General features: G+C 70.5%; 18 protein-coding genes. 14 read left to right on the top strand and 4 right to left on the bottom strand.

Going from position 1 to position 16,136, the window contains the following annotated elements; translation table 11 throughout:
- Positions 1-4 precede the first annotated feature (4 nt).
- Positions 5-2,110 carry a PQQ-dependent sugar dehydrogenase gene (locus OG990_RS15355; protein WP_406081108.1) on the bottom strand — a complete coding sequence of 702 codons (2,106 nt, stop codon included), beginning with the start codon at positions 2,108-2,110 and terminating at the stop codon, positions 5-7.
- A 387-nt stretch (positions 2,111-2,497) separates the two neighbouring features.
- Positions 2,498-2,767: a hypothetical protein gene (locus OG990_RS15350; protein WP_406081997.1), complete on the bottom strand. Its 270-nt coding sequence runs from the start codon at positions 2,765-2,767 to the stop codon at positions 2,498-2,500.
- Between OG990_RS15350 and OG990_RS15345 the strand changes: the two genes are divergently transcribed.
- The 3 genes from OG990_RS15345 (at position 2,766) to OG990_RS15335 (ending at position 4,331) form a co-directional block, all read left to right on the top strand.
- The gene (locus OG990_RS15345; protein ID WP_406081762.1) at positions 2,766-2,924 is read left to right on the top strand and encodes a DUF899 family protein; all 159 of its coding nucleotides are present in this window, start codon (positions 2,766-2,768) and stop codon (positions 2,922-2,924) included. The two genes, OG990_RS15350 and OG990_RS15345, sit on opposite strands and share 2 nt — an antisense overlap.
- 217 nt (positions 2,925-3,141) lie before the next feature.
- Positions 3,142-3,483 (top strand): hypothetical protein, encoded by a 342-nt coding sequence (locus OG990_RS15340; protein WP_355611884.1) that lies wholly within the window; start codon positions 3,142-3,144, stop codon positions 3,481-3,483.
- A gap of 338 nt (positions 3,484-3,821) precedes the next feature.
- Entirely contained in the window at positions 3,822-4,331 is a 510-nt protein-coding gene (locus tag OG990_RS15335) for an excalibur calcium-binding domain-containing protein (RefSeq protein WP_406081106.1), read from the top strand.
- Positions 4,332-5,355: 1,024 nt separating this feature from the next.
- Here OG990_RS15335 and OG990_RS15330 read toward each other — a convergent pair.
- The gene (locus OG990_RS15330) at positions 5,356-5,634 is read right to left on the bottom strand and encodes a hypothetical protein (RefSeq protein ID WP_406081105.1); all 279 of its coding nucleotides are present in this window, start codon (positions 5,632-5,634) and stop codon (positions 5,356-5,358) included.
- On the opposite strand from OG990_RS15330, the gene OG990_RS15325 reads away from it, so the two are divergent.
- On the top strand, positions 5,621-7,084 hold the full coding sequence (locus tag OG990_RS15325; protein WP_406081104.1) for a protein kinase domain-containing protein: 1,464 nt from the start codon (positions 5,621-5,623) through the stop codon (positions 7,082-7,084). The genes OG990_RS15330 and OG990_RS15325 overlap by 14 nt on opposite strands.
- A 50-nt stretch (positions 7,085-7,134) precedes the next feature.
- On the opposite strand, the gene OG990_RS15320 is transcribed toward OG990_RS15325, so the two are convergent.
- Positions 7,135-7,311 carry a hypothetical protein gene (locus tag OG990_RS15320; protein WP_406081103.1) on the bottom strand — a complete coding sequence of 59 codons (177 nt, stop codon included), beginning with the start codon at positions 7,309-7,311 and terminating at the stop codon, positions 7,135-7,137.
- 205 nt (positions 7,312-7,516) lie between these two features.
- Here OG990_RS15320 and OG990_RS15315 point away from each other — a divergent pair, with 205 nt between their 5' ends.
- The 10 genes from OG990_RS15315 to OG990_RS15270 all read left to right on the top strand — a co-directional run bounded on the left by OG990_RS15315 (position 7,517) and on the right by OG990_RS15270 (position 16,007).
- On the top strand, positions 7,517-8,107 hold the full coding sequence (locus tag OG990_RS15315; protein WP_406081101.1) for an ABC transporter permease: 591 nt from the start codon (positions 7,517-7,519) through the stop codon (positions 8,105-8,107).
- 62 nt (positions 8,108-8,169) lie between these two features.
- The gene (locus OG990_RS15310) at positions 8,170-8,847 is read left to right on the top strand and encodes a response regulator transcription factor (protein WP_328415375.1); all 678 of its coding nucleotides are present in this window, start codon (positions 8,170-8,172) and stop codon (positions 8,845-8,847) included.
- Between the two features lie 78 nt (positions 8,848-8,925).
- Complete coding sequence (locus tag OG990_RS15305; RefSeq protein WP_406081099.1) at positions 8,926-9,480, top strand: RNA polymerase sigma factor; 555 nt, start codon at positions 8,926-8,928, stop codon at positions 9,478-9,480.
- Positions 9,477-10,214, top strand: coding sequence for a hypothetical protein (locus tag OG990_RS15300; protein WP_406081098.1), 738 nt, complete (start codon positions 9,477-9,479; stop codon positions 10,212-10,214). Before OG990_RS15305 ends, OG990_RS15300 begins: the two co-directional genes overlap by 4 nt.
- Positions 10,211-10,957, top strand: a complete 747-nt coding sequence (locus OG990_RS15295) for an ABC transporter ATP-binding protein (protein WP_406081097.1) — start codon at positions 10,211-10,213, stop codon at positions 10,955-10,957. The genes OG990_RS15300 and OG990_RS15295 overlap by 4 nt, the downstream gene beginning before the upstream one ends.
- 62 nt (positions 10,958-11,019) lie before the next feature.
- Positions 11,020-12,411, top strand: a complete 1,392-nt coding sequence (locus OG990_RS15290; RefSeq protein WP_406081095.1) for a hypothetical protein — start codon at positions 11,020-11,022, stop codon at positions 12,409-12,411.
- Positions 12,412-12,479: 68 nt separating this feature from the next.
- A complete protein-coding gene (locus tag OG990_RS15285) occupies positions 12,480-13,085 on the top strand; it encodes a hypothetical protein (RefSeq protein ID WP_406081094.1) in 606 nt (201 codons plus the stop codon).
- 79 nt (positions 13,086-13,164) lie between these two features.
- Complete coding sequence (locus OG990_RS15280) at positions 13,165-14,580, top strand: sensor histidine kinase (RefSeq protein ID WP_406081093.1); 1,416 nt, start codon at positions 13,165-13,167, stop codon at positions 14,578-14,580.
- Positions 14,581-14,688: 108 nt separating this feature from the next.
- Positions 14,689-15,243 carry a phosphatase PAP2 family protein gene (locus OG990_RS15275; RefSeq protein WP_386990048.1) on the top strand — a complete coding sequence of 185 codons (555 nt, stop codon included), beginning with the start codon at positions 14,689-14,691 and terminating at the stop codon, positions 15,241-15,243.
- A 59-nt stretch (positions 15,244-15,302) separates the two neighbouring features.
- On the top strand, positions 15,303-16,007 hold the full coding sequence (locus OG990_RS15270; RefSeq protein ID WP_406081091.1) for a DedA family protein: 705 nt from the start codon (positions 15,303-15,305) through the stop codon (positions 16,005-16,007).
- Positions 16,008-16,136: the final 129 nt, after the last annotated feature.

The raw sequence follows: 16,136 nt of genomic DNA, 5'->3' as shown, positions 1-16,136 counted from the left end.
AACGTTATGCGCTGGGGACGAGGACGACCTCATCGGTGCCGGTCAGGGACGGCAGGCCGTCACCGCCGGGGTCGGTGTAGGACGCGACGAACACCCCGGTCAGGTGGTCGGTCGCCGGGTCGTGACCGGACGGCACCGTCGTCTGGATCGAGCCGGTGCAGCCGTTCGCGGTGGTCTGCGGGTGCCCGTGGGTGTCGTGGCCGAGGATGTACGTGACGCTGACCCGGGAGCAGTCCACCGGCTGGTCGTCGGTCACCCGTACCTCGAACTGCACGGTGTCGCCGAAGGCGAAGGGCTGGCCCGCGACCGGCTTGACGAGCTCCACCACCGGCGGGGCGTTACCGACCACCACCCGCACCGACGCGGCGGCCGAGAGCCCACCCGGGTCGGTCACCCGCAGGGTGGCGTTGTAGAGCCCGTTGTCCCGGTACGTGAACGTCGGGTTCGCCGCGCGCGAGTCGACCTTGCCGTCGTTGTCGAAGTCCCACGCATACTTCAGCCGGTCGCCGTCGTAGTCCGTGGTGCCGTCGCTGGAGAACGTGACGGTCAGCGGCGCGAGCCCGGCGGTGGGCGTGGCCGAGACCTGCGGCGCCGGAGTGTGGTTGCCCGTCCAGCCCGTGTAGTCGATCCGGGCCAGCTGCGCGTCCGGGTTCTCACTGAAGTAGCCGTCGCCGTACTCCAGCACGTACAGCGCCCCGTCCGGACCGAACTCCAGGTCCATCGGGTTGTCGAATGTGAACGACGGCAGCACCGGCTCGATTCCGGTCAAGTCGCCGCTGGCGTCCAGCCGCAGGCCCTTCACGTAGTCGCGGGTCCACTCGGCCAGGAGCGGGACGCCGTCGTAGTAGGCCGGCCACGCCACCGGCGCGCGTCCCTGCGTCCCTGGCGGGCTGAACTGGTACGCCGGCCCGGCCATCGGGCCGATGCCGCCGGTGCCCAGCTCGGGGAACTGCGCCGACTGGCCGTAGCTGTACCACACCTGGGGCTGCGCCACCGGCGGCAGTTCCCGCAGGCCGGTGTTGTGCGGCGACTCGTTGACCGGCGCGGAGCAGTTGAACGGCGCCCCGGACACGCCCGTCGCGAAGTCGTAGTCGGTGTACGGCAGCGCCGCGGTGGCGCAGTAGGGCCACCCGTAGTTGCCGGCCTCGCGGGCGGCGAGCCACTTGCCGTGCCCGGCCGGCCCGCGCAGCGGATCCGCCTGGCGCGCGTCCGGCGAGTAGTCGGCGACGTACAGGTCGCCGGTCTCGCGGTTCAGCTCGATCCGGAACGGGTTGCGCAGGCCCATCAGGTAGATCTCCGGACGGGTGCCGGCCGTGCCCTGCGGGAACAGGTTCCCGTCCGGGATGCTGTATCCGCCGTTGGCGCCGACCTTGATGCGCAGGATCTTGCCGCGCAGGTCGTTGGTGTTGGCCGAGGTGCGCTGCGCGTCGTATGCCGGGTTTCGGCCCAGGCGCTCGTCCACCGGCGCGTAGCCACCGGACTCGAAGGGGTTGGTGTCGTCGCCGGTGGACAGGTACAGATTGCCCTCGGCGTCGAAGCCGATGTCGCCGCCGACGTGGCAGCAGATGCCCCGGTCGACCGGTACGTCGAGGATCTGCTGCTCGGTGGTGAGGTCCAGCTTGTCCTTGACCAGCCGGAACCGGGATAGCCGGAGGGCGCCCTTGAACTTCGCGAAGTCCGCGGCGGTGCCCCAGGCCGGTGCGTCGCCCTCGTTGACGTTCGGCGTCGACGGGTCGTCGACCGGGGTGTTCATGGGCGGGGAGTAGTACAGGTAGACCCAGTTGTTGCCGGCCTTGCCGAAGTTCGGGTCGATCGCGACGTTCTGCAGGCCCTCCTCGTCGTGCCGGTAGACGTCCAGGGTCGCGGCGATCGTGTTGCGGCCGGTGTCCGGGTCGTGCAGCCGGACCTCACCGGCGCGGGTCACGTGCAGCACCCGGCGGTCGGGCAGCACCGCGAGGTCCATCGGCTCGCCCGGGTTGTCGTTGAGGGTCACCTTCTGGAAGTCGCTCTCGGGCGGCGGGCTGGTCGGCGCGGCCATCGCGACGGTGGGGGTAGCGACGAGCGCGATGGTCGTCAGACCCGCTACTGCGAGCGCGAGTCGTCTCTTCATCTGCCTCTCCTTGCTCGGGACTGGTCGGGGCAGGTCGAGGAAGCCAACAACTCCTTGATGGACCTGTGCGGGCATGGCTGAGTCGCCCGTCGCGACGCACGCCGCCACCGCGGCGTCGAGCAGGTTGCCGACGGCCTGCGGCTGCGTGGTCGGGAACGGGCGGAGGACAGGGGTAGGGGGGACAGGTGCGGTCAGATGTCGCCCGGCAGCCAGGGCCGCCAACGTCGCGGTTAACCGCGACGAAACACCATCGACCTGGCCGACGCTACAAAAGACATGTAGGCGTGTCTATAGCTTTCCTTCGACTCAACCGAACTTTCGTCCGAGACGGACGAAAGTAGCTCTTCGTGCGCGATTGCCGATGGAGTCGGTAGGCTCGCGCGCTGGTCAACCGCGAGCCGCGGGTATGGCGGAGCAGCTGTGGACCGCGGTCCACGCTGGGCGGGTCAGGCAGCCGGCGAGCCGATAGGAGTCAACACGGGTGTCGCCGCCGGTGTGCAGGGCGATGGCGGCGGCGCCCGGGTCGATGAGGTAGATCCATTCGGCGTCGAGGTGACCGGCGTGGCACAGCGGGAAGACGGTGACCTTCCGCACCCAGGATGAGCTGGCCGAGGAGAAAGGTCCGCCGTGGACCGGCGGCCCTTGGACGGAAGACATGCGCGGCACCGAAATGCCCGGGATTAGCGCGTTCCTCCAGGTTGATGGCGAAGTGTTTCACATGTACTCTATGTACGGTCGGGGCATCGAGGAATCGACGTTCACCACCGCCGGTGTGCCACGACCCGCAGCATCCTCATCGAGGAAGTACCCATGACCGTTCCGATATTCGACTGGTACCTGCAGCACCTTCACGAGTAGGTCATCACCACCGCCGTCAGCGCTTCACCCGCGAAGCTGTACGGGCGTGGCCACTGGGTCCGCCCGGGGCGGCGCAGAGCCCGACCTGGAGCAGGGCGTGTCGGACCTGCTCGGGCCTGCAGCCGCGGTCGCCGACCGGACCCGCTCTCATTGCGGGAAGGGGGAAATCCTCTGTGCAGGTCTTTCAGGTCAGTCTCATCCTTTTGATCACCGCACCCGAGGACGCCTCGCTGCCGGCATTCATTGACGATCTGCGCGATCAGCTGACGCAGCTTCAGCACCGGTGGGAAGGCGTCATCGCGCCGACCGTTCGCTGCATGATCGAAACAGACACCTGCGAGGTGACCCTGAGTGTCATGGCCGATGACATCACCACCGCTCCCATAGCCGCAGGCCGGGCAGTCGCTTACGCCGCCGATCGTGCGGCGGCCTCCTGGCGGGTCGCCATCGGGCGCATCACCGTTCAGAGACCACCTCGGCCAACCGCCCTCGCGGACCTGCCACCGCTTCCCTGACCCGGCCAGGCCGGGGTGCAGGTGCCGCCCACGCTCTTCGCCCGCATCCACGGACCCGGCCCGCCCCAGGCGCAGCAGTTTGGACGCACATGACGCACAGCGCGGCGCGGCGACGCCGGCACCCAACCAGGTGACGCTGCGGGTCGCTCTCACCGAGCCGCCCGCCACGGGCGCCACACCCGTGCTCCTCATCACGGGCCTCGACGACACGGGAAGCTAAGAAATACTGCTGCCCGTCAGGCCCGGACCGTGGCCTACCAGATTCGTCTCCTACCCAACCGACAGGGAAGCCGCCACTGATGACACCCGACCCCCACCAGGCGCCGCACGGTGACACCGTGCAGCTACCCATCTACCAGCCCCCGTCAGCAGCCAGGAAGAAGGCGGTCCCATGGGTGATCGCCGCCTCCGTCCTCCTCGGTCTCTGCTGCTGGGGGGGTTTCATCGTCGCCGCCAACGACGACGAACCGAGCCGCCCCTCCGCCGGAAACAGCCCCACCCAGGCCGGCCCCTCCGCCGCTGCACCCCCCGACGGCGGCGCGACCGCCACCACCGACTCGAACGTCCTCCAGCAACTGCCCACACCGACACGATCTACCCCCACCACGTCGGCGGCGCGGCCGAGCCCGTCATCAGCCCGGCCGAATCCGACCGCCACCCACAACACCACGCCACGGCCGGCGCCCACCAGCTCTCGGCCGAAGCCTCCACCCGCGCCCACGATCGACCCGCGATTCGGCACCTGCAAAGAGGCCAACAACGCCGGCTACGGCCCGTACTACCGCGGCCTCGACCCCGAGTACGCCTGGTACACCGACCGCAACAAGGACGGCGTGGTGTGCGACTGATAAGTCCCCAACCCCGGCGGAACGGAGCAACCGATCATCACTTGTGCCCACCGCTACGCCCTGCCGCTCCTGGCCGTACCCGGGCCAAGGTCGTGCACGGTGAGTGCGGCGAAGGTGGCGAAGGGGGCAGCGTTGGACGGTGTAGATGTAACGCCCCACATTCCCGCGACGCCTCTAAATGATGGAAAGGTCGGGTGCGCGGCCTGACGAACGGGCGGAACCGCACCACCCCCGCGATCTCGCCCGGTACCTGGACCGAACAGCGCACCATGAAGCCCGTCGGGAGATATCCCTATGGCTAATTCGACACCTCGTACCCCACCGCCGCGCTGGCCGGGCAGCCACAACGGCGTCGCCGCACCCGCCGTCTGGAACCTGCCAACCCAGCCACTTCCCCAACAGCCGCAACGCTCGGGCGAGTGGTGGCCCTATGCGGTGTTCGGCGCAGGGACCCTACTGCTCGGGTGCTTGGCGATAGTGGTCGTCCTGCTGGCCAGGTAGCCCGCGGGGCGCCGTTTCTTACTTGCTGTTAGGCAGCGGCAGGCCCGGCCACGGGCGTTCAACGCCTACGCCAGGTAGTCGGCCACGGCCAGGTGCGAGGTCGGGCAGGCCACCGCGATCCTTAGGCCTTTGCCGACCGACGCTGCGACGGTCGCGTCGGCAATAGTTGCTAGCGCACCGCTGTTACATGATCCTGCCTCGGCCTGCAGCGCTAGACGATCATGGACGGGCTCTGAGCCGCCGCGGTACCCTCGCCAACCGTCGTGAGCAACTGGCGATCGGCTCGAAGCCGGTAGGAGCACGGCCAGTAGGCCTGGCAGTCTCGACACCGGCGGGGGTCGTCATCACACTGCCGGTGCCGCTCCGCCAACACCTGCCACTGCTCCAGGTCCATGTCCACGCCTTCCTGATACCCAGAGCGCGACCTCGGCACGCCCGGGCTGTGCAGCCGTGGCCCACAGTCAAGCGTGGCAGGAGTGTCATGTCCCGGAAGGTGTGTCAAACGTGTGTCCCGGGACGTGTGTCATGGGGTGGGGGTGAGGCGGACGTAGCGGGTGTCGTTGGTGGTGGCATGGCCGATGGGGTGGCCGTCCGCGGTGTAGACGGTGATGTGGTGGTGGTCGCGGATGGCGGTGAGGTGGTGTCCGCGCCAGGCGCAGCCGATGCCGATGCGGGCGGCTCCTTTCAGCGCCGCCGCCGTACCCCAGCGCTGTCTCCTCGGCGCGCTCAGCCCGGCGGCGGCAGGGCGGTTGATGGCTGGTGCCGCCGGGCGGGCACACTGGACGGCCATGTCGCCGTTCACGCCCACCCTCCGGTTGCACGATCGGTACGTCCTGCGCGAGCGCATCGGCCTCGGCGGGATGTCCGAGGTGTGGCGCGCCGACGACGAGGTGCTCGGCCGGCCCGTCGCCGTGAAGGCGCTCGCCGGTGAGTTCGCCGTCGACCCGCAGCTGCGGGCCACCATCCAGCGCGAGGCCCGCGCGGCCGCCCGGCTGACCCACCCGCACGTGACCCAGGTGTACGACTACGGCGAGGCGACCCTGGCCGGCGGCGCGGTGGTGCCGTACCTGGTGATGGAGCTGGTCGACGGGCGCAACCTCGCCGATCGGCTCACCGGCGGCCCGCTCGCCTGGCCGGAGGCGGTCCGGATGGCCGGCCAGGTCGCCGCGGCGCTCGCCGCCGCACACCGGATCGGGGTGGTGCACCGCGACATCAAGCCGGGCAACGTCATGCTCACCGACACCGGCGCCAAGGTGCTCGACTTCGGCATCGCCGCGCTCGCCGGCCCGCACCACCCGCTCGCCGGACAGACAGGCGAACTGCTGATGGGCACCCCGGCCTACTTCGCCCCGGAGCGGCTGGCCGCCGGCCCGCCCAACCCGGCCAGCGACGTCTACGCCCTCGGTGCGGTGCTCTACCGCTCCCTGGCCGGCCGGGCCCCGCTGCCCGTGCAGACCTGGGAGGACGCGATGGAGGTGCACGCCGGGCGCACCCCGGTACCGCCGCTGCGCATCCCCGGCCTGCCCACCGACATCACAGAGCTCAGCCTCGCCTGCCTGGCGGCCGACCCGGCCCGCCGGCCTACGGCGGCACAGCTCGCCACCCGGTTCGGCGCCGGCCAGCCGGCCGATCCGCCCACCGCGGTCCTGCCCACCCTGCCGGCCAGCCGGGCGGCCGTCGCGCCCGCGCACCCGCCCACGCTGATCGACCGGTCGCTGCCCACGGCGCGACCGGTGCGCGCCGCATCGCCGGCAGGCCAGTCGCGCCGGTCGAATCGGCTGCTCGCGGTGCTCGTCGCGGCCGGCCTCGCCCTCGCCGTCGGGGTGGTTGGAATGCTTACCCTCGGCGGCGAACCGGACAATCCGCCCGCCGCGCCACCGGTCGCCGTCACACCCGTCGAGCAGCCGGCGTCGGATGCACCGGGTGATTCGTCCGATCCGGGTAGCGCTCCGCCAACGACCGGCGGGCCCACCCCGGTCACCCTGCGGCAGCTGGCCGCCCAGCTGACGGCGGTGATCGACAACGCGGAGAGCCGGAGCGAGATCGACCCAAAGACGGCCGAGGAGCTGCGGGACAAGCTCGCCGATCTGGACCGGGGCAAGCCCAAGGACCGCGCCAAACGGATTCGGGAACTGAGCGAGCGGGTCGCCGACGCGGCCGACGGGGGCCGGATCAGCGCCGACACCGCCACCCGCCTTCAGGACCTGCTCGCCGGGTACTCGCAGGCGCGGGACGAGGAAGACGACGACTGACAGCTCAGGCGCAGGCTGATGCGGTCGTTGTCCGAGGCAGGCGAGGGCTGCTAACCGACCGGCGTTCCGTTGAGGTGTCGTCGCGCCGTCCCGGTCGGTGACGCCAGCTCGCCGGGCGATGTCTCCGCCACGGTGGCGGTGGGGTCGGCGGCGCGCGCGGCGAGCACGCGGGCGGCATTGGACGGGTCGAAATCGCCCGGGATCTGGCTCGCCTCACCGTGGACCATGGCGTTACTCGGTGGCGCCCAACTCCGGTTTGGCCTTGGCACCGGCGGCGGCCACGTCCGGCTGAATCTGGCCACCGCACCGGAGCTGATCACCGAGGCGGTACGCCGGATGGCCACCGCCGATTTCCGGGGCAAACTTCGTCAGCTATTGCCCGGCTGTTCGACGCTCCCGCCGGACAGGGGGTGATCATTCGACAGCGCCGGCATGTCTGTCACAACCGTCGGGACCGGCAGCGCCTACGCCCCTGGTCGGGCGTGGCGGGCAACTGATGGCATGTCCTCGACGATGCTCGTGGTCGGCCCGAAGCTCGGTGTCGCGCTGGTCGTCCTGACCCTCGTGGCTGCCGCCGTCGTGACCCTCGGAAAACTGGGCCACGGTCGGCAGGTCATGGTCGCCGCCGTCCGTGCCGCGATCCAGCTGGGTGGCGTGTCGCTGCTGATCGCGGGCATCGTGGTGTCGCTGTGGGCCACGGCCGCGTTTGTGGTCCTGATGTGCGCGGTGGCGGCTGGCACCTCCGGTCGGCGTGTCACGGGCGGTGCCCGAGGCTGGTGGGCCGGTGTGCCGATCGTCGTGGGCAGCATGGCCGTGGCTACCTGTCCCAGGCACCCAACGACGGCGGTCTCGGGCTGGGCACGGTCTTCACCAGCGCCTGTTCGTCGCGACGATCCGGGGACTGGTCGCGTACCTGAACGTCACGAAGCGGGACGTGTCGGACCAGGACACCGGCGCCCCGCTCCGGTGACGGCACCTCACCATCGGGGTAGCAGGCCTGCCCCGCCCCTTTGCACGCGATGATCGGAGGTGACGCGGACCCGGCCGGGCCCGCCGGGGACTACGGGCGGGAAGGAACGAACGGCGTGCGCGTGCTGGTCGTCGAGGACGAGACCGCCCTGGCGGAGGTGATCCGCACCGGCCTGACCGACGAGGGATTCGCTGTCGATGTGCAGCACAACGGGACCGATGGGCTGTGGGCGGCCACCGAGAACCCGTACGACGTGGTGGTGCTCGACATCATGCTGCCCGGTCTCAACGGCTATGAAGTGTGCCGCCAGCTGCGCTCGCGGGATGTGTGGACGCCGGTGCTGATGTTGACCGCCAAGGACGGCGAGTACGACCAGGCCGACGCGTTCGATCTCGGCGCCGACGACTACCTGATCAAGCCGTTCTCGTTCGTGGTGCTGGTGGCCCGCCTGCGGGCCCTGATCCGCCGCGGCGCTCCCGCCCGACCGGTGATCCTGACCGCCGGCGACCTGGCAGTGGACCCGGCCCGGCGGCAGGTGACCCGCGCCGGGCAACCGATCCGGGTGACCGCCCGGGAGTTCGCGCTGCTGGAGTTCCTCATGCGCCACTGCGGCGACGTGGTGTCCAAGCGGCAGATCATCGAGAACGTCTGGGACGCCAACTTCGACGGCGATCCCAACATCGTCGAGGTGTACGTCGGCTACTTGCGCCGCAAGATTGACCAGCCGTTCGGCCGGCGGGCCATCCAGACGGAACGGGGCATGGGCTACCGGCTGGCCGCCGACGGCGGGTGACAGCGTCGGGGGGCCAAGTTCACAAAATGCGTGTGTGATCAGTGAACCGATCCGCTCTGGAACGCAACAGTAGTGGCGATGGACAACGAGGATCTGATCGCTGCCGTGGCTGGCGGTGACGAGAGCGCGCTGCGGGAACTGTTCTCGCGGCACGCCCCGTGGCTGGCTGTTCGGCTGCGCACGGTGCTGCCGCCCCCCGACGTGGAGGACGTCCTGCAGGAGACCTTTCTGGCCGCCTGGCGAGGCGCCGCGGCGTACCGACGTGAGGGTGCCGGCGGCTGGCTGTGGGGGATAGCCCGCCGCCAGGCCGCGCTGTGGCTGCGCCGACGAGGGCAACCAGAACTGCTGCTCTCCGCCCTGGCCGAATCCGTTGACCAGCACGGCGCAGACCCGGCTGATGCGGCGCTGTCCAGGGCCGAGCTTGCCGACGCCGTGAAGGTGCTGGGGCCGGAGGGCAGCCTGCAGCGCGAGACCTGGCGGTTGATGTACGTCGAGGACATGTCCGTGGCTGAGGTGGCTGAGTTGATGGGTGTTCCCGCGGGGACGGTGAAGAGCCGCGCGTACCAGATCCGCCGGCTGATGCGCGCTGCCCTGCGGCGCCACGAGCCGGCGCACGATGGAGGTGGGCGGTGACCAGCGGTGATGCGACGCGCCAGGCCCAAGAGCCCCAGGAACGCGGCCCCGGGCCAGAAGACGTCGATCTTGGTCGGGTCTGGATTGGGGTGGCCGCCCAGGTGTGGCGTCGCCATCCCGGGGTGGTGGAGCGGCTGGCGCGCCACCTGCTCCGCTCGCCGGGCCTGGCCCGGGCGTTAGTGACGACGCCGTCGCTGCTGCTCGGGTGGGTCAGCGCTACTGCGGTGGTGCTGCTCGCCGGACTGCTCGCCACGCTGAGCACCGGAACGCCGTACGTGGCCCTCCTCGCGCCCGCGGTCGCCGCCGTGGGCATCGCGTTCGCCTACGGCCCGGGGATCGACCCCACGTGGGAGCTGTCGTGCAGCATGGCGGTCAGCGATCGCATGGTGCTGCTGGTCCGGGCAATGGCGGTGTTCGGTGTGAACGCGGCGCTCGGGCTGGCCGCCTCGGGCGCCTCGGGATCCGCCACTGTGGTCACGCTCGGCTGGCTGGTCCCGATGACCGCGGTGTGCGCGCTGGCCCTGGCCGCCGCGACCGTCGCCCGGTCGGCGAACGTGGGCGTGGCCGCGGGCCTGCTCGGCTGGACGATCACCGTTCTGTCCGGGCAGGTGGCCGCCGGTCGCCTCACCGCCGCGGTCACCGAATCCGCCCTCTGGCCTGCCTACCTGGCGTTCGCCGTCTGCTGCGCGGCGATCGTCCTCTACGTGACCCGGACACCGAGAGGAACGTCATGAACGTCGAGATCAGCGATCTCACCCGACGCTTCGGCCGCACCGAGGCCGTCGCCGGGGTGACGATGCAGACCGGCCCCGGAGTGTTCGGTTTGTTGGGACCGAACGGGGCGGGAAAGACATCGCTGTTGCGGATGATGGCCACGGTGATCCCACCGTCCTCGGGTCGGTTACGGCTGCTCGGCCGAGATCCCGACCAGCACGGGCAGCGCCGGCAGATCCGGCGCCGGCTCGGCTACGTGCCGCAGACCCTCGGCTACTACCCGCGGTTCACCGTCGTGGAGTTCGTCGAGTATTTCGCACTGCTCAAAGAGATGCCGCCAGCGCGAGTGCATCACGCTGTAGCGGCCGCGATTGAGCGTGTGGGCCTGGGCGACAAGGCGACGGCGAAGCTACGCACGCTCTCCGGCGGAATGCTGCGCCGGGTGGGAATCGCGCAGGCCATCGTCAACGATCCCGAACTGCTCCTGCTGGACGAGCCGACCGCCGGGTTGGATCCCGAGCAGCGGGTGGCGTTCCGTGCTCTGCTGCGCGACCTGGGGCAGCGGGCCACCGTCATGGTCAGCACGCACCTCGTCGAGGATGTCGGTGCCGCCTGCAGCGAGGTCGCCCTGATGGACCGGGGAAAGATCGTTTTCCAGGGGACGCCGGAGGAGTTGACCGCGCGCGCCGAGGGAACCGCCGCGGCCGGCGATGCTCCCCTGGAGCGCGGATACAGCGCGGTGTTAGCGCAGGCACGCGCGTGACCGCCGCATCAGTAATGCCTGCGCCGGGCGAAACAGCTCGTCGTACGCGCCTGGCGCTCACGGTGACGGGAGGGCTGCTGCGGCTGGAGACGCGCCGCAGCGTGATGCTGTGGATGCTGCCGCTGGTCGCCATGCTGTTCTGGTTCATCACCTACCGCCCGAGCATGGCGTCCCCGCCGTTGTGGAACGTCCGGGCCATGGCCATGCAGACGACCACCCTGGCGGTTTTCGCGCCGACGGTGGTTGGCGCCGCCGCCTGGCTGGGTTGGCGGGAGCGTCGTCATCGCATGGCCGACCTGGTGATCGGTACGGCCCGGCCGCGATGGGCTCGCCAGCTCGCGACCTGGGCCGCGACCACCTGGTGGGCGATCGTCGCCTACCTGGGATGCGTGGGTGTCCTGTACGGGGTGACCGCGTGGCAGGGTGCCTGGGGCGGGCCGTTGTGGTGGCCGGCCGTGGTGGGCGCCGTGAGCATGCCAGCGTTCTCCGCGCTCGGGTTCGTAGCCGGGGTGCTTCGCCCCAGCCGGTTCACCGCCCCGCTGGTCGCGATCGGCGTGTTCCTCGCGCTGCAGATCAGCCTGCAATTCATTCACGGCGACCACTCGTACTGGCAGATCTCGCCGTTGGTCGCCGGCCCCTGGGAGATCGGGCCCGACCCGGGTGTGGCGACCTTCTACCGCTACCTGCCCGACCTTCCCATCGCCCAGGTGCTGTTCCTCGCCGGCCTGACCGCGGCACTGCTGGGCGCCCTCGGCCTGCCGGCCGGCGCTGGCGGGCGGTGCCTACGCCGGTGCGCGGCGGCCATCACCGCGGCCGGGCTGGTGGCAGCCGGAACCGCGGTTATGCTGGCCGGCACCGGCCGGCTCGACGCCCACGGCATGATCGCCATTCCGCTGCTGCACAATGCGGGCAACGACCGTCCGGTGCGCTACACGCCGGTCTGCAGCCACACCCCGATCCCGGTCTGCCTGCACCCCGCCTACACCGGCTACCTGCCCGCCGTGACGGAAGCCCTCGAACCGATACTTACCGAGGTGGTCGGCCTGCCCGGCGCACCCGTGCGGATCAGCCAATCCGCCGCGATATATGAACAGGGGCCCGACAATCGCGTCACCATCAGTCGGGCTGGCCCTCCTACGAGCGGCACGCCGCCGGTGTTTCACCTGCTCCTGCCCCACCAGATGACCACCGACGAATTTGCTGTCGAGCTACGCGCGGCCGCCGGGCACAGCATCGTGAACAGCGTCGTGGGCGGCGGCCGCGACGCGAATCCGGCGCAGCAGGCGGTCACGGAGGCCATCCTGGGCACGTCCAGCGTGGCGCCGCCCGGTAGCCCGACCGCCGCTGCGGCGCAGCGGTTAGCCGCGCTGCCGACTACTGCCCGGCGCGCCTGGCTCCTGGAGCACGTGGCGGCGCTGCGAGCGGGCCAGCTCACCCTGGCGCAGCTGCCGTGACCGGGGACGAAACGCGTAATCTCTTGTCGGCGGTGGCGCCGGGCGGTGCGGGGCGGGCGAGGCTGCGGTTGGCTCGCCTGTACCTGGTCAACCGCCGCGTCCCGGCGGCCCTGGCAGCGGTGGCGGCCTGCGCAGTCGGCCTGAGGGTCGCGCTGCGGTGGCAGTGGGAGGCATACGGGGCGCTCCAGCTGCCGCTGATCTTCGAGACCGGTTGCGCCGTGGCCATCGCTGTCACCGCCACCAGTCTCCTCGGCGAGCCGGAACGCGTCACCGGACGGTGGCTACCGTTCCTCCGGTTGGCCACCGCGGTGGCACTGACCGTCGCCGCTGTCGGTGCGCTGGCCGCCGCCGGAGCCGGTGGCCACGTGGCCGGCGGCGCCCTGGAGGTGCTGCGCAACGTCGCCGGGCTGACGGGCATCGGCCTGTTGTGCGCTGCCCTGTTCGGCGGCGCGCAGGCATGGGCCGGCCCTACCGCCTACCTGATGGTCGCCCTCTACGCGCTGTACACGCAGTGGCACGGGCCGGCGGTGACCACGCCGTGGATCTGGCCGGCCAGACCGCCGCATGACGTCGGCGCCGCACTCTGCGCCGGCTTAGTTTTCGTCGCCGGCGTGGCGCTGGTCGCGGTGCGCGGAGCCCGTGACGCCGATCCCGAAATCCCGCGCAGCGAATGATCGCGAGAGACGGCGGGGAATCGCACCACCCCGCCGTCTCTCAGCGCCTTCTCAGCCCTGAGGACCCTAGGCTGCGGATATGGCCGCCATGCGCACCTCGTTGCGGGCCCCGGCCCGGTGGGCACGCCGCCGCTTGGGCGTGCGGCTGCGCTCGGCGCTGGCCGCCACCATGGTGGTGGCGGTGGCCTTCGGAATCGGCGCAGCCGCCTTCATCTACCTGGCCCGGGCCAACCTGGTCCACACCGTGGATGCGGCCGCCCGGCAACGCGCCGCTGAGGTGGCCACCGCGGTAGCTGACGGCGACTCCGACACCATCGCTCGGACGCTGAAGCTCAGCCCGGGGGAGCAGAGCCTGGTGCAGGTACTGGCGCCGTCGGGTGAGGTGCAGGCGGCATCGCCGACGCTCGGCGGCGCGGAGCCGCTGTCCTCACTGCGCCCCGCCGCCGGTCAAACGCTACGGGAACAGCGGACGTTGCCCTTTGCTGTCGAAGACCCCTACCGAATGGTCGCGATCGGTGTCGGCACCAACTCGGGCACCCGCACAGTGCTGGTGGCCCAGTCGTTGCGACCAGTACACGAGAGCACCGAGGTGATCGCCGCGATCCTGGTCACCGGTTTGCCGCCGATGCTGCTGCTGATCGGCGCGGCCGTGTTCCTGTTCGTCGGCCTGTCACTGCGCCCGGTGGAGGCGATCCGCCGCCGGGTCGCGGGCATCACCGCCCGCGACCTGCACGCCCGGGTGCCGGTGCCGCAAGCACACGACGAGGTGGCGGCACTCGCGCAGACGATGAACAGCATGCTCGACCGATTACAGATGGCGGCGACCAGCCAACGGCGGTTCGTCGCCGACGCCAGCCACGAACTACGCGGCCCCCTGGCAACCTTGCAGGCCGGCCTCGACCGCCTCACGATGACACCCCTACCCGGCGCGAACGACGACCTGGTCCGACTGATGCGACACGAGTCGCAGCGACTGGGCCGGCTGATCGCCGACCTGCTGCTACTCGCCCGCATCGACGAACACGGCCTCGCCCTGCGCCGCGAGGACGTCGACCTCGACGACCTGGCCTACACCGAGCGGGACCACCTCTCCGCCCGCCGACCTGACCTGACCGTCCGAACCCAGCTCACCCCGGTCCGGGTGACCGGCGACCCTCACGACCTCGGGCGGGCGCTGCGCAACCTCGCCGACAACGCCGCCCATCATGCGCGCCACGAGGTGCTCCTACGGGTCCGGGTCGAGGACGGGTGGGGATGTTTGGAGGTCACCGACGACGGGCCGGGCGTTCCAGAGGCCCAGCGGGAACGCATCTTCGAACGGTTCGTCCGGCTCGACGAAAGCAGAGCCCGCGTCGACGGCGGGAGTGGTCTCGGCCTGCCGATCACCCGGGAGATCGTCGCGGCGCACGGCGGGACAGTGCAGGTGCTGCCCGGCCCGCCAATGACGATCCAGGTCCGACTGCCGCTGACCAGCGACGGCGAATCGAGCGAATGACCCGCGAGAGATTTTGCGCCTCGCTCTTCAGGGTCCTCTCAGTCGCGAGCGGAGAGGGTCAGCTCAGCCGGTCGAGGGAGCCGGGTCGGCCACGGGATCGGACGCCCGATGAACTACCACCTGTTTCACCTCATCAACGCAGCCGCCGGACACCACGATCCGCTCGACGACGTGCTGGAGTGGTGCGCCGTCTGGCTGATCTACCTTCTCGGCGCTCTGGCGGCGGTCGCGCTGCTACTCGCCCCGAGGTCGCGTAGTTGGTCGATATTCGTACGCGTCGGGGCGTCGCTGGCCCTGGCGTTCGTCGTCGGTCAGGTGGTCGCCCTCGCCAGCACCGAGGTCCGCCCGTTCCAGACGCACCCTGTGCACCAGCTGATTCCGCACGACCCAGGCGGATCCCTGCCCAGCGACCACGCCACGGCGGCATTCGCGGTGGCCTTCGCTGTCGGGGTGTTCCTGTCCTGGCGCTGGGGACTCCTGCTGTCGGTGCTGGCCACTGTCATCGGACTCGCCCGCGTCTGGTCAGGTGTGCATTACCCGACGGACATCCTCGCCGGCGCGGTCATCGGAGCGGGAGCCGTCCTGATCATCGCGCTTGCCGTACGCGTCCTCGACCGGCGTGCCCATCAACACCGTTCCGGCGCGGCTGCCAGCCACCACTAGCCGCTCCGGCCCGTCTGCCCGCCCGCTCCACCCGTCACGCCCCTCTCGGAGGTCTCCTCGTGTCAACGTCCCTCGCCTTGGCGGCCGTGGGTCCCAGCTTTCTCAACCCGGAGTGGCTGATCTCCACCTTCGGGCTGATCGGCATCCTCGCCATCGTCTTCGCCGAGTCCGGGCTGCTGATCGGGTTTTTCCTGCCCGGTGACTCACTGCTGTTCACCGCCGGGCTGCTCGTCGCCGACGGCCACTACCTGCACCAACCGCTCTGGCTGCTCTGCCTGCTGGTGGCCGTCGCTGCGATCGCCGGAGATCAGGTCGGGTACCTGTTCGGTAAGCGCATCGGTCCGAGCCTGTTCCGCCGACCCAACTCTCGCCTGTTCAAACAGGAAAACGTGCACCGGGCCAACGACTTCTTTGCCCGCTACGGTGCCCGATCCGTGATCTTGGCCCGATTCGTGCCCATCGTGCGGACGTTCACCCCGATCATCGCCGGGGTCAGCCGGATGCGCTACGGGACGTTCCTCATCTACAACGTCCTCGGCGGGACCCTCTGGGGCGTCGGCGTCACCGTCCTGGGCTACTTCCTCGGCCAGGTCGCGTTCGTCAAGGCGAACATCGAGGCCATCCTGATCGGCATCGTCGTGGTCTCCGTACTGCCGATCGGCATCCAACTACTCCGATCCCGCCGCGCCGCCGCCCGCATATCCCCAGAGGCAGTGAACCCCGCGGCAGCGGCACAAGCGCCCCGCGCGGCCCGAACCGAGTGATGCGCCGCACCGACGCGGATCAGCGCGGTGCGTATGGTGACGAATTCGCTGGTGCGGTCGCCTTGGGCCCGCGAGGACAGGAAGGCTACGTCGCCCACCGTCTCTTCGTCCGCCCAGCCCCAGGCGGTC

The sequence above is a fragment of the Micromonospora sp. NBC_00858 genome (assembly GCF_045207365.1).
Lineage (GTDB): Bacteria > Actinomycetota > Actinomycetes > Mycobacteriales > Micromonosporaceae > Micromonospora.
Note: the sequence above shows the minus strand (reverse complement) of the source record. Positions and strands in the feature narration are given on the sequence as shown.

Bases quoted from the DNA above. Each gene is read 5' to 3' on its own strand.
- OG990_RS15320 (WP_406081103.1), bottom strand. From the start codon at position 7,311: ATGGTCCACGGTGAGGCGAGCCAGATCCCGGGCGATTTCGACCCGTCC.
- OG990_RS15350 (WP_406081997.1), bottom strand. From the start codon at position 2,767: ATGTCTTCCGTCCAAGGGCCGCCGGTCCACGGCGGACCTTTCTCCTCG.
- OG990_RS15345 (WP_406081762.1), top strand. From the start codon at position 2,766: ATGCGCGGCACCGAAATGCCCGGGATTAGCGCGTTCCTCCAGGTTGAT.
- OG990_RS15305 (WP_406081099.1), top strand. From the start codon at position 8,926: ATGGACAACGAGGATCTGATCGCTGCCGTGGCTGGCGGTGACGAGAGC.
- OG990_RS15295 (WP_406081097.1), top strand. From the start codon at position 10,211: ATGAACGTCGAGATCAGCGATCTCACCCGACGCTTCGGCCGCACCGAG.
- OG990_RS15275 (WP_386990048.1), top strand. From the start codon at position 14,689: ATGAACTACCACCTGTTTCACCTCATCAACGCAGCCGCCGGACACCAC.
- OG990_RS15315 (WP_406081101.1), top strand. From the start codon at position 7,517: ATGTCTGTCACAACCGTCGGGACCGGCAGCGCCTACGCCCCTGGTCGG.
- OG990_RS15325 (WP_406081104.1), top strand. From the start codon at position 5,621: ATGTCGCCGTTCACGCCCACCCTCCGGTTGCACGATCGGTACGTCCTG.
- OG990_RS15355 (WP_406081108.1), bottom strand. From the start codon at position 2,110: ATGAAGAGACGACTCGCGCTCGCAGTAGCGGGTCTGACGACCATCGCG.
- OG990_RS15280 (WP_406081093.1), top strand. From the start codon at position 13,165: ATGGCCGCCATGCGCACCTCGTTGCGGGCCCCGGCCCGGTGGGCACGC.